The following is a 23,286-nucleotide window of genomic DNA, read 5'->3' on the forward strand; positions in this document are numbered from 1 at the left end:
TTTTACGTATCAGAATTTTCTCCAGAATCCGGTATAGGTTCCGATGTTCCCGACGATGGGGGTGTTTTTAAACCTTTTTTCTTTTCCCATGTTTCCAAGATATCCAGAAGGATAATCCTCAGCAGTGCAAAAATCGGGACCGCAAGAAAAATACCTAAGATACCAAAAAGACCTCCGCCCAACAAAATGCCGAGAATAACCCAAAACGGTTTAATATTTAAAGAGCCGGACAATAATTTAGGCTGAATAAAATTAGCATCAATCTGCTGCAAAACGATCAGAACTGCAATCACAATCAATCCCGAGGTAAAACTTTTGGTAAACATGGTTATCACAGCCGCCAAAATTGTAGCTGTAATGGCCCCAAAATAAGGAATCAAATTAAACGCGCCCACAATAAAGGCCAGTAACGGTACATACTCTACCTGCATAATCGTAAGGGCGAGAAAGGACAAAACAAAAATGATCACTGCGTCCACCAGTTGGCAGTATATATATAAATTAATAAATTCATTAACTTTCCTTCCGTACCGGCCTAAAATTCTTCGGTGCTTTTCTGAAACATATGTTCTGGTAAATCGCATAAAAATTTGCTTTAAGCCTTGACGGTCCAATAAAATATATACGGAAATAATCATTCCCAAAAACGCGTTAAACACACCCGTTCCAAAACTCACAACACTTTTGGCATATTTATTCATATTATCAAAATTGACACCGCCTAAAATGCTGTCAATAGAAAACACTTTGCTGCTGAGCAGCTGCTGCAGTGTCCCTTCTGTAATCGTATATATACCCAAACCATTAAACCACTGAACCGCCCCCCGTATTAAATTGGGAAGCTGAGCCCAAAATTCCCGCACACTTTTGGAAAATGCCGGAATAATGGCAACCAACAGCAAAGCAATTGCGGCAAGAAAAATCAAATAAATAGATGCGACAGCGATACCACGCCTTCGATTGATCAAAAAAGCCACTTTGGTTTTTTGGCATAATTCTTCGATTTTCCGACAAGGAATATATAATACATAGGCTATGCAAAACCCTATCACAAACGGAGTCAATAACGACAGTAAGTTTTTTATCCAACCTATCACATTGCCAAAGTTATCAAAGGTTTTATACACGGCAATCAAAGCCACACCCAGCAGAAAGAGGCCGATATATTTTTTAAATTCCTGAAACCACATAGAATCACCCCAATAGTATCCAAACAACTGTACCTAAAAATATTTTTTATTATAACATAGCAAAGAAAAATAGTAAACCTTCTTCTTCATCATTTTGAACAAAAATTTGCAGAAATAAACTTCTTTCGTCAAAAACAGAAAAGCACGCCCCGAGGACGTGCTATCATAACGGCTTTAAGGAGCAGTCGGCATGCTGCGCCATATCTGGATTCTCTGATCTTCCGGCAGATACATGCCATCCCCTTCATGGATATCGTAATACTCTTCAAATATATCAAAGTTTGATAGTACCCGATTTACCCGGATTTTGTCTGGCGCATGCGTATCCTGCTGTAACATAATCTTTGCATATAGTTCCGTGGAAACCAATCTCCATGTTTCCGCATAGGTCGTGAATAGGTCATTAAGCCGCGGATTGTCCTTGCCCGCAATATCTAAAACACACGCCATACCCGCCAAATCCGCCAAATTTTCTCCCAGCGTCTGCGTCCCATTCACATAAACACCGGGCAGCGCTTCAATCTGGCCATAGGCTTCAATTACTTGTTTACAGATGGCATCAAATGCTTTTTTATCTTCTTCCTGCCACCAATTTTGTAAATTGCCTTTTTCATCAAATTGGGAGCCCAAAGAATCAAGTGCATGGCTAATTTCATGAGCAATTACAGTACCGATACCTCCCAAATTTGATTCATAACTAGCTTTGGGATCATAAAATGGTGCATGAAGGATCCCCGATGGAATCGTAATACTGTTGGATGAAGGATCATACATAGCATTCACCGTCTGAGGCAGCATACTCCATACCGTCTGATCTACAACCGAAACATCTACATCAAAAATTCCTTCACAAGTATCAAAATAACGTCTGCAGTATCCCGTCCGGTATGTCATCAAATTACCGCCATTTTTAATACTGGTAATTTCATATCCTGGATCCGGATATTCTGCTATATCTTCTGGATACCCCACCCGAATTTGAATGTTCTGAATTTTCGAAATTGCTTTTTTTCTCGTTTCATCACTGAGCCAGGTATTCTTTTCAAGCCGTGCGACATATGCATTTAAAATGGTTTCCGTCATAGCTTCTACCTCCGCCTTTGCCGTTGGTGAGGCATATTTTTCCACATACAACTTTGCAAGATCCCAGCCCAGCAGTTCCTCCACCATGTTCACTGCATAATCCGCCGCAATCGCATCACTTTTGGTTCCGTTAAGAGCATCCTGATAATCCCGCCATACAAAAAATGCTTCTGAATTCAGATACAAGGCCGAACCGTCCATCACACTTGCCCTTAAATAATTTTTTAGTAATTCTATATTTTCCTGAACAAAAATTTTGTTTATCTCTTCTGCCAAAGGCAAATCATAAACCACCATACCTCCTGCGCCAGAAAGCTTTAATATTTCCATAAATTTACCCATATCAATGTTAGAAAATATTTCATTGAGCTCTTGATCCGAATAAAATTGGTAATGACTTTTCACCGCATTATGCTCTGCAAGAGGCATAGCTTTTTCCGCCAGCTGAGTACATAAATCCGCAACCTCAGCAGCCACAGATTCCGCCGTCTCTTCCTGTCCAAAAAGCGAAAACAACGCGGCTAAATATTCGCGGTAAGCGTTGGTAACTTTTTCTTTATCCTCACCCTGCACCAAAGCCGTATTCATTCCAGTATAGCAGGAAGAAAAAGTCAGCACATATTTGGATGAATCATAAACATCTATGCTAACCGCTAAAGGCAGTAATCCATGAAAACCGTTATACTCAAGATACGCCATAGTCTCTAAAAGATCGTCCATATCCTGCACATCATCAATTTTTGATAGATACTCCTGCGCCGGTTCCAAGCCCAGAAGATCGCGGTATACCGTATTGGATGCCGCGGAAAATACATCAGCTATTTTTTGTTCATTGGTTCCTTTTTCAAACTCTATTTGTTCTTTATAACGTTGCCGGTACAGAGTATAAATGATATCACCGATTTCTTTATACATCGACTGGGATATTTGATCTATATTAGACCAGAATGGCTTTCCAGCAGGGATTTGGGTTTCTTCCATCCAATCTTCATTAATATATTCATAAAAATCCCCTGCCGGTCCCACCATACGCGCGGCCCGTTCCGTCAGTAATTTCACCTGTTCCGTCGTAAGCAGGTCTTCTGCCCCGAGCGTACCATCTCCATAGCCTTTCACAATGCCGGCTGCACCCAGGCGGTGAATATCCCCTGCTGCCCAAGCCGGCGTATCTTCAAAAGACACATCATAGAGGGCCGGAAGGGTTCGCTTGGAAAGCGCACGGTTCAAAATCACCAACGCTTCTATTCTGGTAATGGTGTTCTGCGGTCGGAAGGATCCGTCATCATAGCCAGATACCAACCCCTCTTCTACCGCGATGGCGATTTCATCCTGATAGACAGACGCGATCTTGCCGGCATCGGAAAACTGAGACAATACTGCATATACATTTTCCTCCGTTTCTGCTCCGATTGCTTTTACAAACCCCGCCACTGTTTCTTCACGGGTGGCATAGTTTTCATCACGGGGCACATAATTATTGTCCTGTGCCACATAGCTCTGATCCCCGTCTGCAAAAACAAAAGGAGCCGAAGAATAAAGAAACAGTCCCGCTATCAGCAGTATTGCGGTCAAACGCTTCATTTTCTTCCACTCCTTATGATTCAATTCAAGCCTTTTTCCCTTCTGTACGGTGTGCACGGTTAATAGCACTTACCAATGCATGCAGGGAAGCTGTAATAATATCATCATCCGTACCTACACCCCAAAGCACGGTTCCGTATGCATCCGAAAGCCCGATGTAAGCACAAGCCTTAGAACTTGACCCTGTACCGATGGCATGTTCTGTATAATGCTCTACCACAAATCCCGGCGGCAAAACATCTCCTAAAGCAGCATAAACCGCATCCAAACGGCCGTTTCCGCTTCCAGAAACCACTTTTTCTACACCATCCTTCTCCAGGGTCACATGAGCAATAATCCCATTTTTCTGCTCAAAATGACACTCTTTCAGCGCAATCGGATGATCAATATCCACATACTCCTCTTTAAAGATTTGGAAAATTTCTTCCGGCTGCAATTCTTTATGTTGCCGGTCAGAAACGCTTTTCACCTTATAACCAAAGTCTTCCCGCATTGCCTTGGGAAGATTAAATCCAAACCGCTGTTCCATAAGGTATCCGATTCCGCCTTTTCCGGATTGACTATTGATTCGGATCACGTCGCCTTCATATTCTCTTCCCAGATCCTTAGGATCTACCGGCAAATAAGGTACAGTCCAAAGTTTTTCGCCTTTCTCTTCCCGCCACTTCATTCCCTTGGCAATGGCATCCTGATGCGAACCTGAAAAAGCTGCAAAAACCAGTTTTCCACTATAAGGATGCCGCGGTTCTACAGACATTCCCGTCAAACGCTCATAGGTCTCCACTACCTCCGGCATATTCTCAAAATTCAATTTCGGATCTACACCGTGCATAAACATATTAAGCGCAAGTGTTACAATATCTACATTTCCGGTTCGTTCACCATTGCCGAACAAGGTTCCTTCCACCCGGTCAGCGCCTGCAAGCAAAGCTAATTCCGTATCCGCTACACCACAGCCTCTGTCATTATGCGGATGCAAAGATAATACCACTGCATCACGATATTTCAATCGATCGCTGACATACTCCACCTGGCTGGCATACACATGCGGCAAAGACATTTCCACCGTGACTGGCAGATTGATAATCGCTTTTTTATCCGCCTTCGGCTTCCATACATCAAGCACTGCATTGCAGACCTCCAGTGCATAATCCACTTCCGTTCCTGTAAAACTTTCCGGACTATATTCAAACCGGAAATTACCTTCCGTTTCGTCCGCAAGCCGCATAAGCAATTCCGCACCATCCACCGCAAGCTGTTTAATTTCTTCTTTGGATTTGCGGAACACCTGCTGTCGCTGTGCCACTGAGGTAGAATTATACACATGTACAATCGCTTTTTTTGCTCCGCGCAATGCATCAAATGTCTTTTTAATAATATGTTCTCTTGCCTGTGTAAGCACCTGAATCTCCACATCATCCGGAATAAGATGATCCTCTATCAGTTTGCGCAAAAACTGATATTCTGTTTCAGAAGCCGCCGGAAATCCTACTTCAATTTCCTTAAAACCAAGCTTTACCAGGTACTTAAAAAATTCTACTTTTTCCTCCAGGCTCATCGGAACGACCAGCGCTTGATTCCCATCGCGCAAATCCACACTGCACCAAATTGGCGCTTTTTCAATCGCATCCTTGTGAACCCACTTCATTTCACAGACAGGAGGCAAAAAATAGCCTTTTTGATATTTATCATAATTTTTCACAGACAAATCCCGCCTTTCTTGTATCGTCTCTCAACCGGCAGCTTCTCTGGGGTAATTTCGGCTCCCCTTCCATGCCGCCGCAAAAAACAATCTATAGATTTTTAGTATATCATATTCATTCTTAATATGCAAGAATTATTTTCATTTTTCCTCACGCTTTCCTAACATTTGCAGCCTTATTCAATCTTTTTCCATTCTTTACTCTCTTTTAACATTTTCCATCATAAATAAATTTCAAGAAAAAAACAAGTAAATTTTCTGTAATTTTATTGTAAACCTTGCGTAACATTTTGCCCGTCCCAATTTTGCCGAAAATCCGTTGCCTGTGGATAACTTTACTTATTTCCTATTTTCCACCCTGCAAACCTGTGGAAAATGTGTATAACTCTGTGAATAACTTGATAATTCGAAAGTTTAAACGGTGGAAAAGCTGTGTGCGCATTCTTTGCTAATTTCGCATTTTGTTACAGTTTGGTTACACCGAGGTTTACATAATCTTAATTTTTTTTTCTTGACAAAATAACATTTTTGTATTATAGACTCGTTTATTTGTGTCAATATCCACGAAAAATAAAAAGCAATGCTAGCCTTGCAGCAGCCGTATTTGATGCCGTCTATTTCTTACAGCATTACAACCAGGATTTTCCCTTACCTTAGCTATCATCGTCCCTTTTATACCTGTTTTTGAGCAAAACAAAATCCGCTTGCGCTGTGCCGCAGCCTTAATTGATGAAAATGTCGAAAAATGTTTTAAAAGAAAAAAGGTGCAGATGTAAAAAACACCTGCACATTTTTTCTGCAAAACAACTTTGTCACATTGATAAATATCATTTCTTATCTATGCTTTATCCTTTGGGGGATTGGGTTCGGAAGCTGAAAGCTTCCGTTTGATTCTTTGAAGTGCATTGTCAATCGATTTGGGGCTCCTGCCCAATTCCACCGCAATTTCCTGGTAATTCATTCCGCCAAGATGCAAAGACAATACCGTCTGTTCCAACGCGCTGAGTTTTTGTGCAATCTCCGCTTCCAAAGCCTCTGCTTTTTCCCGCCGAAGGAACATTTCTTCCGGATCAACTGCTTCGCGTTCTGCCAGCATATCCACCAAGGTTCGCTCAGATTCGTCTTCATAAACTGGACTGCTTAAAGAAACATAAGAATTGAGCGGCATATGCTTCTGCCGGGCGGCAGTCTTAACAGCAGTAATTAGCTGACGCTTGATACACATCTCCGCAAATCCGCGAAATGACGCCTGTTTGGTAGGATCAAAATCACGCACCGCCTTAAAAAGGCCGATCATTCCTTCCTGTACCAAATCTTCCCTATCGGCACCCGCCAAAAAATATATTTTTGCCCGGGCGCGCACCAAATTTTTATATTTGCTTAAAATATATTCCGTAGCGGCTTTGTCCCCCTGGGCTGAAAGCTCCACTACCTGCTCGTCAGCCAGTAATTCATACTGAAACTGTTTTTTTTCCATACTTCGCCCTCTTATCCGGCAACATACTCACTTGCCGCATTTTTCTTGAATTGAAAGAACGGGAAACCCAAAGGAATCCCGTTTTTATATTTGATTTATTTGGTAAGTGCAGCAGTATCCCGCGCAATCATCAATTCCTCATTGGTAGGAATCACCAGTACCTTTACTGTACTGTCTGGTGCGCTGATCAATGCCTCTTTGCCGCGGGAAGCCTTGTTGACTTCTTCATCCAGTTTCACACCCAAGAAGCCCATATAACTCATAATTTCTGACCGCATGGGCGCATCATTCTCCCCTACGCCGGCTGTAAAAGCAATGGCGTCAACGCCGTTCATGGCCGCTGCATAGGACCCAATATATTTTGCTACACGGTAAGCAAAAGCATCAAGCGCAACTTCAGCCAAATGATTACCCGCATCCGCTGCTTTTTTCACATCACGAAAATCGGTAGAAACGCCGCCACTCATACCTAAAATACCAGACTTTTTATTGAATAAAGTCAGGACTTCATTAATATCTTTACCCTCTTTATTACAGATATACTGTGCCACAGCCGGATCAATATCGCCACAGCGAGAACCCATAATCAAGCCTTCAAGCGGTGTGAGTCCCATACTGGTATCCACACATTTACCTCCGATGGAAGCAGACACACTGGCGCCGTTTCCAAGATGGCAAACGATCACTTTTGCCGTTTCAGAATCAAGGCCTGCAAAGCGAATGGTTTCTTTCGATACAAAATTATGGCTGGTCCCATGGAAACCGTATTTCCGAATACTGTATTTTTCCAGATATTCATGGGGAATAGCATAAGTATAAGCCTTTTCGGGCATGGCCATACCAAAAGCTGTATCAAATACCGCTACATTGGGCTTGCCGGGCATTGCCGCCTCACATGCCTCAATGCCTGTTAGATTTGCAGGGTTATGCAATGGACCCAAATCAAAGCATTCCCGAATTACACGCTTTACATCATCATTTACAACAATGGAATCACTATAAACCATACCGCCGTGAAGAACCCGATGCCCTACCGCATCTATTTCATCCGCACTCTTTACCACGCCATGTTCCTCATCCATCAGCGCTTCCAAAACCAAATCCACCGCTACCTTATGTTCCGGCATGGGCGTCTGTCGTATGTAATCCTCTTTCCCCGGCACTTTATGGGTCAGTTTAGAGCCTTCAATTCCGATCCGCTCACATTGGCCTTTTGCAAGCACCGTTTCTGTTTCCATATCAATCAGCTGGTATTTCAGCGATGAGCTTCCAGCATTGATTACCAAAATTTTCATTTTTCATTCTCCTCCAAACTCAATCATTAGGCCTGTTTTTGTGCTTGTACACAGGTAAACGCCACAACACCCACGATATCCTCATAACTGCAGCCACGGGACAGATCATTAACCGGTTTTGCAATGCCCTGCGTCAAAGGCCCGTAAGCTTCTGCTTTTGCCAGACGCTGTACCAGTTTATAACCGATATTGCCTGCATCCAGATTGGGGAATATCAGCACATTGGCTTTTCCTTCAATGGGGCTGCCCGGTGCTTTAGAGGCATTGATTTCTGGAACAATCGCCGCATCTAACTGAAGTTCTCCGTCTATTTTCAGGTCCGGAGCCTGTGCTTTGACAAGTTCTGTCGCGTTGCGCACTTTATCCACATATTCCGATTTCGCACTGCCATAAGAAGAATAAGACAGCATCGCCACTTTCGGTTCTTCTCCTACCAGCATACGGAAAGACTTGGCCGAAGACAATGCGATTTGCGCCAATTTTTCTTCATCAGGGTACTCATTTAATCCACAGTCGGAAAATACAAAAGTACCGTTTTCACCATATTCGCAATCCGGCACAATCATCAGGAAAAAGGCCGACACTACTTTCGTATCCGGTGCAGTTTTGATAATCTGGAGCGCACTGCGAAGTACATTTGCAGTGGAGTTTACCGCTCCGGCAACCATACCGTCTGCCATCCCCGTCTTTACCAGCATACAGCCAAAATACAATGTATTCAAAATGGTTTCTGCCGCTTTTTCCGGAGTCATTCCTTTCGCTTTACGAAGTTCATAAAGCTTATTGGCAAAATCTTCAGTCAGCTCGCTTGTAGCAGGATCAATAATCCGGGCGCCGGAAATGTCCAGATCTTTGGAAATTTCTTTGATTTTTGCTTCATTTCCCAACAGGATAATATCAGCAAAACCCTGCTTTAACACAGCGTCGGCAGCCTGTACCGTCCTGCGCTCCTCTCCTTCCGCCAGGACAATGGTCTTCTTGTCAGCGGCAGCAAGCGCCTTGATTTTGTCCATAAATGTTGACATTTTAATTACCTCATTTCGTTATAGTAAATTTACAATTATTTTCATACGTCTGACTAAAATATTATACACCTTTGTTTTTTATAACACAAGGGAATTTTTGAATTTTTTCTTGAGAAAAAGAAATTTTGTGCTATACTAATAGAAGAAAAGAAGAATTTTGACTGGTTTCCGACAAAAGTGAGGGATTTTGTATGAAAATTGCAGCGGTAGTTTGTGAATATAACCCATTTCATATGGGACATCAGTATCAGCTGGATACCATCCACCAGCTTCTTGCGCCAGATGCCATTGTAGGTATCATGAGCGGGAATTTTGTACAGCGGGGCGAACCCGCTGTTTTTTCCAAACAATGCAGAGCTGCCGCGGCAATACAAAGCGGCATTGACCTGATACTGGAGCTTCCTGCTGTCCTTACACTCCAGTCAGCACAGCGCTATGCCCGCAACGCTGTGCTGACGCTACATGCACTTGGCTGTATAGATACTTTGTTTTTTGGTGCCGAATCACCAGATACAGAAGTACTAGTTCAACTCGCCCGTGTTTTGCAAAACGAAGATACCACCTTCTCCCACCGTTTGCAAGAGGAGCTAAGCCATGGTCTTTCCTTTGCTGCGGCACGAGCTGCAGCTGTAAAGGCAATACTTGGCCCTGCTTCAGCAGCCATTCTCAGTCAACCCAACAATATTCTAGCGGTGGAATATATTAAGGAACTGCTGCATCTCCAAAGCAGCATTCGCCCCTTTGCTATCTCCCGCCGCGGCGCAGGCCATGACGCCACAGCACCAGCGGACGGCTTCGCCTCCGCATCGGCATTACGTGAAATGCTTTTAAACGGTCAGAATATTGATTCTTATCTGCCGCCCAAAATCGCTGATATTTTTTCACAAGAACAGCCTTTTTCTATCCGCTGTATGGAAAAAGCAATCATCGCCAATCTCTGTCTCATACCTTTAGAATCTCTCCGGCATACCGCAGATGTCTCGGAAGGGCTGGAATACGCGCTGAAAAAAGCTGCTTTTTCCGCCGATACGCTTCCGGAACTCATTTCTCTTGTCAAGTCCAAACGGTATGCATACAGCCGCATCCGCCGGATTGCTTTCAATGCATATTTGGGTATTACCCAAAAAGATGCCCAGCTTCTGCCATCTTATATTCGTGTACTGGACTTTAATGAAACCGGCCGCAATGTACTAAACCTGGCCCGTAAAACCGCCTCTCTGCCGCTGGCCAAAAACGGCGGACAGATTAAAAATCACCCGGATGCGCAAAAGCTTTGGCAGAGAGAGCTTGCTCTTGACCGTATTTATAACCTTTTTCAAAATACAGACAAAAAAATATAAGAAGCCACTTCTCCGGCTTCTTATATCTTATGCAAGGCTTATTTTGACGGATAAGCCTTTTTATAATTGTCAATGCTTTCCTGTACGATTTTCAGCGCTTCCATCACATCACTTACTTCATCTACAGCCGTTTCTTTCCCTTCTAATGTTTTATATACAGAGAAAAAGTGACGCATTTCTTCAAAAATATGCTTTGGAAGCTGTGAAATATCCGAGTAACACTTATATGTAGGGTCGTCATACGGAATTGCTATAATCTTTTCATCCCTCTTGCCATTATCCATCATAGAAATAACACCGATGGGATAGCTCCGCACCAGCGTCATGGGCTGAATAGGCTCACTGCAAAGGAGCAGTACATCCAAGGGATCCCCGTCGTCCGCCAAGGTACGGGGGATAAAACCGTAATTGGCAGGATAGTGCGTGGAGGTGTATAGCACACGATCCAGAATCAGCAGTCCCGTTTCCTTATCCATTTCATATTTCATCTTACTGCCCTGTGAAATTTCAATCACCGTAATAAAATCTGTAGGGAAAATCCTTTCAGGGGCAATATCGTGCCAAATATTCATGATGGTTTTTCCTCCTTGTATTTAAGAAAAGATCAAGTTATTCATAGTATAGCATACATACTGAAAAAACGCAATGTATTTTTATTTCCAACCACTTTGTATCTTTGATAAGAACGAAAGAAAACACCTTTCTACTACTTTCTTGTCTTTGCCACTCAGATAAAAATGTCCTGAATCTGGAAGCACCGTCACCTGAAAATCCGGCCTTACCCGCCGCAAAAGACTTACCGTCTTCAGGCTGACAAATTCATCATCCGCAGACAACACAACACACATCCTGCAATTAAGCTTCGGAAGCATCTGCCGCATTCTGCGGCACAACCCCAAAAGCGCCGCATACTGCGGCCCCCATCCAACACACTGGTACAGGCGCACATGGGAAATACTGCAGGTTCTCAAAACTGCCCGGGCAGATTCATGCTCTGGGGCAAGCGTTCCGGTAAACGCCCGGCACACCTCCTCTACGCCCTTATACCGTACTCCCAGGCACAGCGGAAGTCCCAACGCGAAAATGCCATCTGGCGCCGCCAAAGGATTCTGGCAGGCTTGCATAGCCAAAAGCCCGCCCATAGAATGGCCTACAATAATGACATGGGGGTATTGCTTCTTAAAATGTATCACTGCCGCCTCGGTATATTCCTGCCACTGCCGCATTCTGCTTCCCGCAAAAGCGGCACCGTCGCTTCCATGTCCCGGCAGCAGCAGTGCCGCAGAAGAAATCCCCTGCGTCTCCAGCAATTTCATTAAAGGGCGAAATTGCTCTGGCCCTTCCAAAATCCCATGTACAAACAGCACCAGCAATTTGGCGCCGGGAATATGACTGCTGATATGGCACTGTCTGCTGCCTTCCATGTCAAAACACCTTCTTATTTGATTTTTAGATTATACCATGCGGAGGTGCCGGGATAACATGCCATACTTCCCAATTCCTCCTCAATACGCAAAAGCTGGTTATATTTTGCCGTCCGATCCGTCCGGCTGGGGGCACCAGTTTTAATCTGACCAGCGTTGACCGCAACCGCAAGATCTGCAATGGTAGTATCCTCTGTTTCTCCGCTTCGGTGGGAAATTACCGCGGTATAACCGGCACGGCAGGCCGTCTGCACCGCCTCTAAGGTTTCGGTCAAAGTCCCAATCTGATTTACCTTAATCAAAATGGAATTAGCGGCGCCCAGACGAATGCCTTTTCCCAAACGAGCCGGATTGGTCACAAACAAATCGTCTCCCACCAACTGAACCTTGTGTCCTATCTTTTTAGTGAGCATATCCCATCCTTCCCAATCCTCTTCTGCCATGCCGTCTTCAATGGAAACAATGGGATATTTCTCAACCCAGTCTGCCCAGAAATCCACCATTTCTTCCCGACTGAGCATTTTGTCCTGCTTCCAGAAACAGTATTTCCCCTCAAATCCCCGTTTCTTTGCTTCCTCATACATTTCCGTGGAAGCAGGATCCAGCGCAATCCGAAAATCCTCGCCAGGACGGTACCCTGCCTTTTCGATCGCCTTTATAATCACTTTTACCGCTTCCTCATCGCCATCCAGGTTGGGAGCGAAACCGCCTTCATCCCCCACCGCAGTGGAGCACCCCATTTCTTTCAAAACGCCTTTTAAGGCATAGAACACTTCTGCACACCACCGCAAAGCCTCCCGGAAACTTTTTGCTCCGGACGGCATAATCATAAATTCCTGACAGCTGATGGAATTATCCGCATGCCGGCCGCCGTTAATAATGTTCATCATAGGCACCGGTAAAGTATGTGCATGTACGCCGCCAATATACTGATACAGGCTCTGCCCTACTGCCACTGCCGCTGCCTTAGCGCAAGCCAGAGAAACACCCAAAATAGCATTGGCGCCCAGCTTAGATTTATCCTTTGTTCCATCAAGCTCAATCATGGTACGGTCAATGGCCGCCTGATCCAGTACATTCATGCCAAGTAAAGCCTCACAAATCGGGCCATTTACATTTTCCACTGCCTTTAAAACGCCCTTTCCTCCATACCGGCCTTTATCCTCATCCCGCAACTCACAGGCTTCAAACGCACCGGTGGAAGCTCCTGACGGCACCGCTGCCCGTCCAATGATGCCGTCCTCTGCCAAAATTTCTACCTCCAATGTGGGATTCCCGCGGGAATCCAAAATCTCTCTTGCCGCCGCGTCCACAATGCCAATATATGCCTTCATAAACAAAACCTCCTGTTTTTATCTTCCTTTTCAGTTTATCCGAAGAGGAAAAATTTATACAGAAGGTTTTGTTATTACACATATTTTATTCGCCGTGGGAAATCAAACTTTCACCCGTCATTTCTGCCGGTTTTTCCAGGCCCATCATGTCAAGCAGGGTGGGCGCAAGATCCGCCAGCCGTCCGGGCTTTAATTTGACATCATGATTGCCAATAAGAACCAGCGGTACCACATTGGTAGTATGCGCAGTAAATGCGCCGCCAGTTTCATAGTTAATCATCTGATCCGCGTTACCATGATCAGCTGTGATCAATGCCATACCATGCATTTTCTCAATAGCATCCACCACACGTCCCAGGCAAAAATCCACCGTTTCCACCGCTTTGACCGCTGCATCAAAAACACCGGTGTGCCCTACCATATCACAGTTAGCGAAATTCAAAATAATCACATCATATTCGCCGCTTTCGATCCGCTTTACCACCTCATCAGTCACCTCTGGTGCGCTCATCTCCGGCTGCAGGTCATAAGTTGCCACCTTGGGCGAGTTGATCAGTGCCCGGTCTTCGCCGTCATACACGTTTTCTACACCGCCGTTAAAGAAAAAGGTAACATGTGCATACTTTTCCGTCTCAGCAATACGCAGCTGCCGAAGCCCTTTTTTGCTGATATATTCACCAAAGGTATTCTTCAAAGATTCCGGTTTAAAAGCCACCTCTACATTCGGCATAGAGGCATCATACTGGGTCATACATACATAAAACGTCTTAAAATATTTTCTTTCAAATCCGGAAAAATCAGGATCCACAATCGTCCGGGTGATTTCTCTGGCACGATCAGGACGGAAATTGAAGAAGATTACCGAGTCGTTCTCCGAAATTCGTCCTGTCGGCTGGTCATCTTTGGTAATGACAGTGGGCACCACAAATTCATCGGTTACTCCATTGTTATAACTTTCCTTCACCGCTGTTACTGCCGACTGACAAATATTTCCTTCACCCAGAACCATAGCGTTATATGCTTTTTCTACCCGTTCCCACCGGTTATCACGATCCATAGCATAATAACGTCCCATCACCGTGGCAATATCGCCTACCCCGATTTCACGCAGTTTTGCCACCAATTCCTCTACATAGTCTGCACCGGAAGACGGCGGAACATCACGGCCGTCCAAAAAGCAGTGTACATGCACCTTTTCAAGTCCACTCTTTTTGGCCAGCTGCAAAAGGCCGTACAGATGACGGTTATGGCTGTGCACACCTCCATCTGAAAGTAATCCCGCAAGGTGCAGGGCGCTGTTATTCTTTTTACAGTTCTCCACCGCCGCAAGCAGAACTGGATTTTCAAAAAAGTCTCCGTCTTCTATGGATTTGGTGATCCGGGTTAGTTCCTGATACACAATCCGGCCAGCGCCGATGTTGGTATGTCCCACCTCGGAATTTCCCATCTGCCCTTCAGGAAGGCCCACATCCATACCGGATGCATGTACAATGGTATGGGGGCAGGACTGCATATACCGATCCATATTGGGCGTCTTGGCGGCATAAATGGCATTTCCCTCATGCCGTTCGTTGACACCATAACCATCCATAATAATCAGTGCATAAGGTTTTTTGCTCATAATCAAATCTGTCCTCTCAAAAAATTATTTTGCGGCTTCCACAATAACAGAAAAATCTTCTGCTTTCAGGCTGGCGCCGCCAATCAAGCCGCCGTCAATGTTGGGTTTTGCCAAAAGCTCAGCCGCATTTTTCGCATTCATGCTGCCGCCGTATTGAATCCGGATCGCTTCTGCGGTCTCTTTACCGTAAAGCCCAGCAATCGTCTCACGGATTATACCGCAGACCTCATCAGCCTGCTCTGCCGTAGCAGTCTTTCCGGTTCCGATTGCCCAAACCGGTTCATAAGCAATCACGATTTTCTTAGCATCCTCTGCGGAAATACCCAAAAAGGCAATCTTGGTCTGCCGGCGAACCGTATCATCCGTAATACCCTGCTCCCGCTCTGTCAGGCTCTCACCGACACAAACGATAGGCAGAAGTCCTGCTTCCAGCGCCGCTTTGGTACGCAGATTCACCGTCTCATCCGTTTCACCGAAATACTGGCGACGTTCCGAATGTCCAATAATCACATAGGTCACGCCCGCCTCTTTGAGCATATTACCTGCCAATTCCCCGGTATAAGCGCCGCTTTCTTTAAAATGCACATTCTGAGCGCCTACCGCCACGTTGCTGCCTTTGAGCTCTTCTACAACACCAGGAATGCAAATTGCCGTTGGGCAAACCACGACATCACAGGTAGCACCTGCAACCTTTTCCTTAATTTCTGCCACCAGAGCTTTTGCTTCAGACGGTGTTTTATTCATTTTCCAGTTCCCTGCAATAATCTTTTTTCTCATGACAAACATCCTTTCTTTTTCAGCCATACCGTTTTTATGACATGTGCAAAGGCCGAAACAACACCCTGCTCCGGCCTTTCTGCGCAGTTTTATTTATCGCTGAGCGCCGCAACGCCCGGCAGAACCTTGCCTTCCAAAAATTCCATAGACGCGCCGCCGCCAGTAGAGATGTGGGACATCTTATCACCAAAGCCCAGCTGGTTCACGGCCGCCGCACTGTCGCCACCGCCAATAATAGTGGTTGCGTCCGTATCCGCCAGTGCCTGTGCTACCGCAATAGTACCCTTTGCCAGAGTGGGATTTTCAAATACGCCCATGGGGCCGTTCCATACTACCGTCTTTGCGCTCTTTACCGTATCCGCAAACAGCTGACGGGTCTTTTCGCCAATATCAAGTCCCATTTTATCCGCGGGAATTGCATCAGATGGTACGGTTTCTACCGCAATTTCTGCATCAATTGGATTGGGGAATTCGGAGGCTACCACAGTATCGACTGGCAAAATCAGTTTTTTGCCCAGTTTTTCCGCCTTGTCCATCATCTCTTTGCAGTAGTCAATCTTCTCATCGTCTGCCAAAGAGGTACCGATTTCATAGCCTTTGGCCTTTAAGAAAGTATATGCCATACCACCACCGATAATCAGTGTATCGCATTTTTCCAAAAGGTTGGAGATCACGTTCAGCTTGTCCGCAACCTTGGCGCCGCCCAAAATAGCAACCAGCGGACGAACCGGATTGTCAATGGCATTTCCTAAGAAATCCAGTTCTTTTTTCATCAGATATCCAGCCACAGACGGGCTAAGATATTCAGTCACGCCCACAGTAGAGCAATGTGCCCGGTGTGCACTTCCAAAAGCGTCATTGACAAACACTTCGGCAAGGGAAGCCAGCTCTTTGCTGAAATTTTCACCATTTTTCGTCTCTTCTGCGCGATATCTGGTGTTTTGCAGTAATACCACATCGCCGTCTTTCATAGCGGCCACCGCTGCCTTGGCATTTTCGCCTACTACATTATCATCTGCCGCAAAAACAACTTCTTTTCCCAAATGCTCAGACAACCGTACTGCCACCGGCGCTAAAGACAGCTCTGGTTTCGGTTCACCCTTAGGCTTACCCATATGAGAGCACAGAATTACCTTGGCACCCTCTGCAATTAGCTTTTTAATAGTGGGCAATGCGCCTACGATTCTAGTTTCGTCCGTAATTTTTCCGTCTTTGATCGGAACGTTAAAGTCACAGCGCACCAATACTTTTTTGCCCTTAACCTCAATGTCATCAACTGTTTTCTTGTTCATGAAAAATACCTCCCAAAAATATATTGACTCCCCGCTTTGGGGCTGATTCTATTACACAAGAAACATATGGATATTTTTACCCAATTTCATTTTATCCTAAATAATAAAATTTATCAAGTGTTTTTCACAGATTTTTTGTTAAAAAAATCACGATTTCCCCTCCGCTTCGGCATAGAAATTTGTCAAAACCTTACATCTGTTCTTTTTTGAACAGCCAAGAAATGGTACAACAAAAAAATCCCCTCCATTTTTCCGCCGTTCCACGCATAAAAAGCACTTGTTGTTCCATATGTAAAACGGACAGCAAGCGCTCTTTTTTTCTTTCTTAAAGATGATCTGCCAAAAACGGCCGGCATTTTTTCATCAACAGCCATGCGACTGCACCACAGACTACGGTAACAATCCAAAACATGCCCTGTATCTGCCAAGTTAAATTTCTGCCATACAGCAATGCTTCCCGATAGCCTTGCACCAGTATCGCCGCCGGATTCCATACAATAATCCATCGAAAACTTTCTGGCAAGGCCGCCGGGTTCCAAAATACAGGCGTAATCCAGAACCCCAGCTGTATCAGTACCTTGACTGCGTAAGCAACATCCTTTAAATACACACACCAAAGCGCCAGAATCGTCCCCAGCCCCAAACTCATCGCCGCACCGGCCAAGAACCAATAAAGCATCCACAACTGGCCAAGGCAAGGACGAAAGCCCGAAAAACAAAGAATGAGATAAACCAAAAACAAAAATACACCATGGGAAAGCGCCGCCGAACACACTCGCACCGCAGGCAAAAACTCTGCATGAAACTTTGTTTTCCGAACCAAAAAACGGTAATCATGAAAACACACTGCAGCACCGTTTAAACCGCCAGAAAGAAAAAACCATGGCGCAATCCCCACCATCAGCCAAAGGGCATAAGGAATGTCATCGACTGCATCACCGCGCAATGCCACAGTATAAACAAACCAATAAATCCCCGCTGTAACTAACGGCTCCGCAAGTTCCCACAGCATTCCTAATGCTGACCCGGCATATTTTGCTTTTATATCATGCACTGCAAGGGCAAAGATTGTGCTCCAACTCATTTGTTCGTTATTTTCTGTAAATACCGGTAAAATTCATCTTTCAAATCCTCCCGGCGCAGAGCAAATTCCACCGTTGCTTCCAAATATCCCAGACGGTCTCCCACATCATAGCGGCGACCCTCAAAATCATAAGCATACATTCCCTGCTCCACAGCAAGAGCTTTAAGCGCATCGGTAAGCTGAATCTCACCACCTGCACCCGGTTTGGTCTTCTCAAGATACCCAAAAACTTCCGGCGTAATAATATAACGTCCCAAAATGGCCACATTGCTGGGCGCCTCTTCTTTTTTTGGTTTTTCTACCATACCCCGGACCTCATACAACCTATCCCCAACCTGTTTACCGTCTACACAGCCGTATTTATGGATATCATCCATAGATACCGTTTGTACGCCCAGAACCGAAGTGCCGCAGTTTTCATACACCTCCATCAGCTGTCCGATGCAAGGCCTTTCCTCGTTGTAAACCACATCGTCTCCCAACAGGACTGCAAAAGGCTCATCTCCCACAAAGCTTTTGGCGCAATATATGGCATGTCCCAGTCCCAGTGCCTCCTTCTGCCGGATAGAAACCAAGTTGGCCAGCTCACCGATCTTGCGGATCTCCTCGGCCATAGCTGATTTTCCGCTGGCCTCCAACGTAAACTCCAGCTCTCTGGACCGGTCAAAATGATCTTCCACCGCTTTTTTGTACGGACTGGTAATGACGCAAATATCCTCTATGCCCGCACGGACTGCTTCTTCTACAATATACTGAATGGTGGGAGTATCCACGATGGGAAGCATCTCTTTGGGCATCGCTTTGGTTGCCGGCAAAAATCTCGTCCCCCAGCCAGCAGCAGGAATAACCGCTTTCTTTATCTTTTTCATTGTTCTTCTCCTTCTCTGTTTTTCGCATTTTCCCGGATCCAGCTAGGCAGTCCGGTAGAAATGGCATGCATGATTTTTGTTTTAAAAAACTTGTCCTCTTTGGTTTTCTGAGAAATAAACTCCTTCATATCCTGGCGTCTGGAATGTCCATCCATAGGACAAGGGTTATGCACAATGGGCAAAGCCTGCCGCCGGGCATAGCCCTTGATTTCACCCTCCGGCACATAAACCATGGGCCTTATAACGTGAATGTCCCGCCGTGACAGATAGGTCACAGGAGAAAAGCAGTTGAGCCGCCCTTCATAAAAAAGGGAGAGAAAAAAGGTTTCCAGAACGTCCTCATTATGGTGTCCCAGCGCCACCTTGTTGCATCCCAATTCCACCGCCAGATCATTCACGCCGCCGCGGCGCATCTTGGCGCAAAGAGAACAGGGATTGGTTTCCTGCCGCACCTGAAACACTACCTCTGCAATATCCGTTTTGCGAACTACGTATTCAACATCCAAAGACTCGCACAACTGCTTCACCCCATCAAAGCTGACCCCGGGATATCCCATATCCAGAGATACCGCCGCAAGCTCAAATTTGTTCGGATAAAATCTGCGAAGCCCCGCCAGGGCGCAAAGCAATGTCAAGCTGTCTTTGCCGCCAGACACTCCGACAGCAATCCGGTCGCCATCTGCAATCATATGATAATCATCCACTGCCCGGCGAACCCGGCTTAAAATTTTCTTCATAGCATTCCTTTCATCGTCTGTCCGTTACCTGCACCGTTCCGTCTCCAAAAACATGAAGCGTCAAAATTTCCGCATCATCTCCACTTCCGCTTTGGATCATCAATTCATAGTATTTATTCCCATCGGCATCATACTTAGCAACCAGTCCATCACCCAGATCACCTTCTAATTGATACTGGCGGCGGACATATTCCGCTGCCTTTTCCGGTGTGAAATCCGTGTCTGATTTTTTATTTTCCTGTGTATCGTTTTTTTGCTGATCCGAAAGTTCAGACCGATACTGCTCCGCTTTCTGACGCTGACCGTCTGTCATATCCGAAGGAAGGCTGTTAAGCCGTTCCTTAGCCTGGTCAAGATACCCACTCTTTATCAATTCATGAATCTGCTGAAGTTCCAGATCCGTTTCTTCCCGCCGGGAAAACTCTTCTTCTTTTTCCACAGATAATTTCGATTCTTCCGTCATCTCCGGACGATCGGTTGCCGGCGGATCGGATTCTTTCGGCTCCTCCGGTACCTCTTCCATGTTTCCACTGTAGACCTTCTGGCGCAAAGCATCAATATCTTCGCCTATGGCATAGTATTTGTAATTTTCCGGGATTTCCTTCAAAAACGCCTTTGCACTTTCTAAATTCCCCAGCATATAGGCTTCCTGCGCATTCAAATAGCCTGATACGATCTCAGCGGCGGTCTCTGCCTGCTCATCCCCCTGCTTTGCCGCCGTTTCAAACGCTTCTAAAGCTTCTTCATACTTTCCGGCCTTTACCGCATCATAGCCTTGCATATAATAATCAGGTTCTTCTTTTTTTCCGCAGCCCGACAAGGCAGCGGCCGCTGCCAAAACAGCCAGCAAAATACAAACCAACCGTTTCATCACCGCTTACCCTCCATTATTCCTGCTCTGTCACGGATTCTGCTGCCTCCGGTTCAGCGGCATCCTCATCGTCCTGCTCTTTTTCCACACGGGCAACTGTCACCACGCTGACACCATCTGCCAGTCTCATAAGACGCACACCACGAGTTACACGCCCGTATGTACTGATTTCTTCCGTATCCATACGAATAATTATGCCCTCTGAGGTAATCAAAATAACATCATCCTCTGGCGAAACCACTTTGATTCCTGCCACAGCGCCGGTCACATCGTTAATCTTGTAAGTAGAACATCCTTTACCGCCGCGGGTTTGGCATTTATACTCTGAAAGCTCCGTTTTCTTGCCGTACCCCTTTTCGCTGACCACCAGCATTTTTCCGTCTTCCCGGAAAATACTCATGCCAACCACATAATCGCCGTCTTCCAGGTCAATGGCACGGACACCGCGGGATACACGGCCCATGCACCGGACATCACTTTCATGGAACCGGATCATTTTGCCCATATGACTGCCAATAAACAGATCCTTAGTACCGTCTGTCAACTTGACGCGAATCAGTTCGTCTCCCTCATCCAGATGAATGGCAATCTTGCCGCCCTTGGGCGCATTCTTATATTCCATCAAATCTGTCTTTTTGATGACGCCGCCCCTGGTACACATAACAAGATATTTGCCTTCTTCGTACTCCTTAACCGGAATCACAGCCGAAATGGTTTCCCCCGGCTCCAGCGCCAAAAGGTTGACCACCGCAGTGCCCTTCGCTGTACGGCTGCCCTCCGGAATCTCATATGCCTTAATCCGGTACATTCTTCCCGTATTGGTAAAGAACATAATATGGGCATGGGTGGAAGATACAAACATAGTGGAAACAAAATCCTCCTCCTTGGTCTGAAGTCCGATGATTCCTTTTCCTCCCCGCCGCTGGCTCTTATAAGTATCTGCGGCCAAACGTTTGATATATCCCTGATGGGTCAAAGTGATCACATTATCTTCTTCCTCAATCAGATCCTCAATATCAATATCATCTGCCACCGGCTCAATGGTAGTACGCCGCGCATCGCCAAACTTATCTCGGATTGCGCCGATTTCTTCCTTGATAATATCAAGCACCATCTGCTCGCTGCCCAAAATCTCGGTCAGGTGTGCGATCAACGCTTTTACCTCGTGGTATTCATTTTCGATCTTTTCTCTTTCCAAACCGGATAGGCGGGCAAGACGCATATCCAAAATCGCCTGAGCCTGCACATCGGTAAATCCAAAACGCTCAATCAATTTTTCCTTAGCATCATTATAGCTGGACCGGATAATGCTGATTACCTCATCAATATGGTCAAGAGCCAGATTCAATCCTTCCAGAATATGTGCCCGCGCCTCCGCTTTCTTCTTATCAAACCGGGTTCTGCGCACAATGACGTCTTTCTGGAAATCCAGATACTGCACCAAAACTTCCTTCAGGTTTAATACTTTTGGATCGGTCAGATTCACTAGCGCAAGCATGATCACACTAAAAGTATCTTCCATCTGGGTATATTTATACAATTGATTCAAAATAATGGTGGCATTGGCATCCCGTTTCAATTCAATTACAATTCGCATACCATCACGATCCGACTCATCCCGCAGATCAGATATTCCTTCCACCCGCTTATCATGCACCAATTCTGCAATCTTCTCAATCAACCGGGCTTTATTGACCGCATATGGAATTTCCGTCACAATAATACGCTGACGGTTATCCTTCCAGTCTTCTATGTTTGCCCGGGCACGAACCCGCAGTTTGCCGCGGCCGGTATGGTATGCGGCACGAATACCGCTGACACCCATAATCTGTCCGCCGGTTGGAAAGTCTGGTCCAGGGATATATTCCATCAATTCATCAATGGATATTTCCGGATTGTCGATCAATGCGATAATACCGTTCACCACCTCCGTCAAATTGTGAGGGGGAATATTCGTCGCCATACCCACCGCAATACCATTTGAACCATTGACCAGCAAATGCGGAAACCGAGAGGGAAGCACAACAGGTTCCTTCCGGCTTTCGTCAAAGTTCGGCATAAAGTCAACCGTATCTTTTTCAATATCCGTCAGCATATGCATAGCCAGCTTTGACATTCTGGCCTCTGTATAACGATAGGCAGCGGCGCCATCACCGTCTACGGAACCAAAGTTACCATGGCCATCTACCATGGGATAGCGCAGAGAAAAATCTTGCGCCATACGTACCAAAGCATCATAAACCGACGAATCACCATGCGGATGATACCGTCCCAACACGTTACCTACGGTTGCCGCACACTTTTTATAAGCCTTGTCCGGTGTGATACCGTCTTCATACATGGCATACAAAATCCGGCGGTGTACCGGTTTTAGGCCGTCACGTACATCCGGCAAGGCCCTGCCTACAATAACAGACATGGCATAGTCAATATACGATTTTTTCATCTCGCTGTTGATTTCTACAGGTATGATCTTCAGCTTGGATGCGTCAAATAATTCTTCTGCCATTTTGCACTCTCCTTCTTCCATTGCTTTCTTCTGCTATTTCACAAAAAGTCTTACCTTTAATAATTCGCCATCGAA

18 protein-coding genes are annotated in these 23,286 nt (G+C 45.5%); 1 reads left to right on the forward strand and 17 read right to left on the reverse strand.

Annotation, left to right across the window (positions count from 1 at the left end):
• Positions 1–2 precede the first annotated feature (2 nt).
• The 6 genes from INF28_RS04545 to pta all read right to left on the reverse strand — a co-directional run bounded on the left by INF28_RS04545 (position 3) and on the right by pta (position 9,353).
• On the reverse strand, positions 3–1,190 hold the full coding sequence (locus INF28_RS04545) for an AI-2E family transporter (protein WP_226392292.1): 1,188 nt from the start codon (positions 1,188–1,190) through the stop codon (positions 3–5).
• 174 nt (positions 1,191–1,364) lie between these two features.
• Positions 1,365–3,854, reverse strand: a complete 2,490-nt coding sequence (locus INF28_RS04550; RefSeq protein WP_226392293.1) for a M13-type metalloendopeptidase — start codon at positions 3,852–3,854, stop codon at positions 1,365–1,367.
• Between the two features lie 25 nt (positions 3,855–3,879).
• Positions 3,880–5,556: a 2-isopropylmalate synthase gene (locus tag INF28_RS04555; protein ID WP_226392294.1), complete on the reverse strand. Its 1,677-nt coding sequence runs from the start codon at positions 5,554–5,556 to the stop codon at positions 3,880–3,882.
• 838 nt (positions 5,557–6,394) lie between these two features.
• On the reverse strand, positions 6,395–7,033 hold the full coding sequence (gene sigH / locus INF28_RS04560) for an RNA polymerase sporulation sigma factor SigH (protein ID WP_226392295.1): 639 nt from the start codon (positions 7,031–7,033) through the stop codon (positions 6,395–6,397).
• A gap of 95 nt (positions 7,034–7,128) precedes the next feature.
• Positions 7,129–8,328 (reverse strand): acetate/propionate family kinase, encoded by a 1,200-nt coding sequence (locus INF28_RS04565; protein ID WP_226392296.1) that lies wholly within the window; start codon positions 8,326–8,328, stop codon positions 7,129–7,131.
• 26 nt (positions 8,329–8,354) lie between these two features.
• Positions 8,355–9,353, reverse strand: a complete 999-nt coding sequence (gene pta, locus INF28_RS04570; RefSeq protein WP_226392297.1) for a phosphate acetyltransferase — start codon at positions 9,351–9,353, stop codon at positions 8,355–8,357.
• Positions 9,354–9,544: 191 nt separating this feature from the next.
• Between pta and INF28_RS04575 the strand changes: the two genes are divergently transcribed.
• Positions 9,545–10,693 carry a tRNA(Met) cytidine acetate ligase gene (locus INF28_RS04575; protein ID WP_226392298.1) on the forward strand — a complete coding sequence of 383 codons (1,149 nt, stop codon included), beginning with the start codon at positions 9,545–9,547 and terminating at the stop codon, positions 10,691–10,693.
• A 38-nt stretch (positions 10,694–10,731) separates the two neighbouring features.
• Here the strand turns inward: INF28_RS04575 and INF28_RS04580 are convergent, their stop codons facing one another.
• The 11 genes from INF28_RS04580 to gyrA form a co-directional block, all read right to left on the reverse strand.
• Positions 10,732–11,265: an inorganic diphosphatase gene (locus INF28_RS04580; protein ID WP_226392299.1), complete on the reverse strand. Its 534-nt coding sequence runs from the start codon at positions 11,263–11,265 to the stop codon at positions 10,732–10,734.
• 81 nt (positions 11,266–11,346) lie between these two features.
• Complete coding sequence (locus INF28_RS04585) at positions 11,347–12,117, reverse strand: alpha/beta hydrolase (protein WP_226392300.1); 771 nt, start codon at positions 12,115–12,117, stop codon at positions 11,347–11,349.
• A gap of 14 nt (positions 12,118–12,131) precedes the next feature.
• Entirely contained in the window at positions 12,132–13,451 is a 1,320-nt protein-coding gene (gene eno, locus INF28_RS04590) for a phosphopyruvate hydratase (RefSeq protein ID WP_226392301.1), read from the reverse strand.
• An 85-nt stretch (positions 13,452–13,536) separates the two neighbouring features.
• Positions 13,537–15,072 carry a 2,3-bisphosphoglycerate-independent phosphoglycerate mutase gene (gene gpmI, locus INF28_RS04595; RefSeq protein ID WP_226392302.1) on the reverse strand — a complete coding sequence of 512 codons (1,536 nt, stop codon included), beginning with the start codon at positions 15,070–15,072 and terminating at the stop codon, positions 13,537–13,539.
• 24 nt (positions 15,073–15,096) lie between these two features.
• A complete protein-coding gene (gene tpiA, locus INF28_RS04600) occupies positions 15,097–15,849 on the reverse strand; it encodes a triose-phosphate isomerase (RefSeq protein ID WP_226392303.1) in 753 nt (250 codons plus the stop codon).
• An 89-nt stretch (positions 15,850–15,938) separates the two neighbouring features.
• Positions 15,939–17,141, reverse strand: coding sequence for a phosphoglycerate kinase (locus INF28_RS04605; protein ID WP_226392304.1), 1,203 nt, complete (start codon positions 17,139–17,141; stop codon positions 15,939–15,941).
• 325 nt (positions 17,142–17,466) lie between these two features.
• Positions 17,467–18,225: an ABC transporter permease gene (locus tag INF28_RS04610; protein ID WP_226392305.1), complete on the reverse strand. Its 759-nt coding sequence runs from the start codon at positions 18,223–18,225 to the stop codon at positions 17,467–17,469.
• The gene (gene galU, locus INF28_RS04615) at positions 18,222–19,094 is read right to left on the reverse strand and encodes a UTP--glucose-1-phosphate uridylyltransferase GalU (RefSeq protein ID WP_226392306.1); all 873 of its coding nucleotides are present in this window, start codon (positions 19,092–19,094) and stop codon (positions 18,222–18,224) included. The genes INF28_RS04610 and galU overlap by 4 nt, the downstream gene beginning before the upstream one ends.
• The gene (locus INF28_RS04620) at positions 19,091–19,831 is read right to left on the reverse strand and encodes an ATP-binding protein (RefSeq protein ID WP_226392307.1); all 741 of its coding nucleotides are present in this window, start codon (positions 19,829–19,831) and stop codon (positions 19,091–19,093) included. Before INF28_RS04620 ends, galU begins: the two co-directional genes overlap by 4 nt.
• Positions 19,832–19,841: 10 nt before the next feature.
• Complete coding sequence (locus tag INF28_RS04625; RefSeq protein ID WP_226392308.1) at positions 19,842–20,702, reverse strand: tetratricopeptide repeat protein; 861 nt, start codon at positions 20,700–20,702, stop codon at positions 19,842–19,844.
• Between the two features lie 16 nt (positions 20,703–20,718).
• Complete coding sequence (gyrA, locus tag INF28_RS04630; protein ID WP_226392309.1) at positions 20,719–23,211, reverse strand: DNA gyrase subunit A; 2,493 nt, start codon at positions 23,209–23,211, stop codon at positions 20,719–20,721.
• Positions 23,212–23,286: the final 75 nt, after the last annotated feature.

The sequence above is a fragment of the Ructibacterium gallinarum genome (assembly GCF_014982785.1).
GTDB classification, from domain to species: domain Bacteria; phylum Bacillota; class Clostridia; order Monoglobales; family Monoglobaceae; genus Ructibacterium; species Ructibacterium gallinarum.

What these genes read in the sequence shown, in the direction of transcription:
- INF28_RS04545 (WP_226392292.1), bottom strand. Translation starts at nt 1,190, where the DNA reads ATGTGGTTTCAGGAATTTAAAAAATATATCGGCCTCTTTCTGCTGGGT.
- INF28_RS04550 (WP_226392293.1), bottom strand. Translation starts at nt 3,854, where the DNA reads ATGAAGCGTTTGACCGCAATACTGCTGATAGCGGGACTGTTTCTTTAT.
- sigH (WP_226392295.1), bottom strand. Translation starts at nt 7,033, where the DNA reads ATGGAAAAAAAACAGTTTCAGTATGAATTACTGGCTGACGAGCAGGTA.
- INF28_RS04565 (WP_226392296.1), bottom strand. Translation starts at nt 8,328, where the DNA reads ATGAAAATTTTGGTAATCAATGCTGGAAGCTCATCGCTGAAATACCAG.
- pta (WP_226392297.1), bottom strand. Translation starts at nt 9,353, where the DNA reads ATGTCAACATTTATGGACAAAATCAAGGCGCTTGCTGCCGCTGACAAG.
- INF28_RS04575 (WP_226392298.1), top strand. Translation starts at nt 9,545, where the DNA reads ATGAAAATTGCAGCGGTAGTTTGTGAATATAACCCATTTCATATGGGA.
- INF28_RS04580 (WP_226392299.1), bottom strand. Translation starts at nt 11,265, where the DNA reads ATGAATATTTGGCACGATATTGCCCCTGAAAGGATTTTCCCTACAGAT.
- INF28_RS04585 (WP_226392300.1), bottom strand. Translation starts at nt 12,117, where the DNA reads ATGGAAGGCAGCAGACAGTGCCATATCAGCAGTCATATTCCCGGCGCC.
- eno (WP_226392301.1), bottom strand. Translation starts at nt 13,451, where the DNA reads ATGAAGGCATATATTGGCATTGTGGACGCGGCGGCAAGAGAGATTTTG.
- gpmI (WP_226392302.1), bottom strand. Translation starts at nt 15,072, where the DNA reads ATGAGCAAAAAACCTTATGCACTGATTATTATGGATGGTTATGGTGTC.
- tpiA (WP_226392303.1), bottom strand. Translation starts at nt 15,849, where the DNA reads ATGAGAAAAAAGATTATTGCAGGGAACTGGAAAATGAATAAAACACCG.
- INF28_RS04605 (WP_226392304.1), bottom strand. Translation starts at nt 17,141, where the DNA reads ATGAACAAGAAAACAGTTGATGACATTGAGGTTAAGGGCAAAAAAGTA.
- INF28_RS04610 (WP_226392305.1), bottom strand. Translation starts at nt 18,225, where the DNA reads ATGAGTTGGAGCACAATCTTTGCCCTTGCAGTGCATGATATAAAAGCA.
- galU (WP_226392306.1), bottom strand. Translation starts at nt 19,094, where the DNA reads ATGAAAAAGATAAAGAAAGCGGTTATTCCTGCTGCTGGCTGGGGGACG.
- INF28_RS04620 (WP_226392307.1), bottom strand. Translation starts at nt 19,831, where the DNA reads ATGAAGAAAATTTTAAGCCGGGTTCGCCGGGCAGTGGATGATTATCAT.
- INF28_RS04625 (WP_226392308.1), bottom strand. Translation starts at nt 20,702, where the DNA reads ATGAAACGGTTGGTTTGTATTTTGCTGGCTGTTTTGGCAGCGGCCGCT.
- gyrA (WP_226392309.1), bottom strand. Translation starts at nt 23,211, where the DNA reads ATGGCAGAAGAATTATTTGACGCATCCAAGCTGAAGATCATACCTGTA.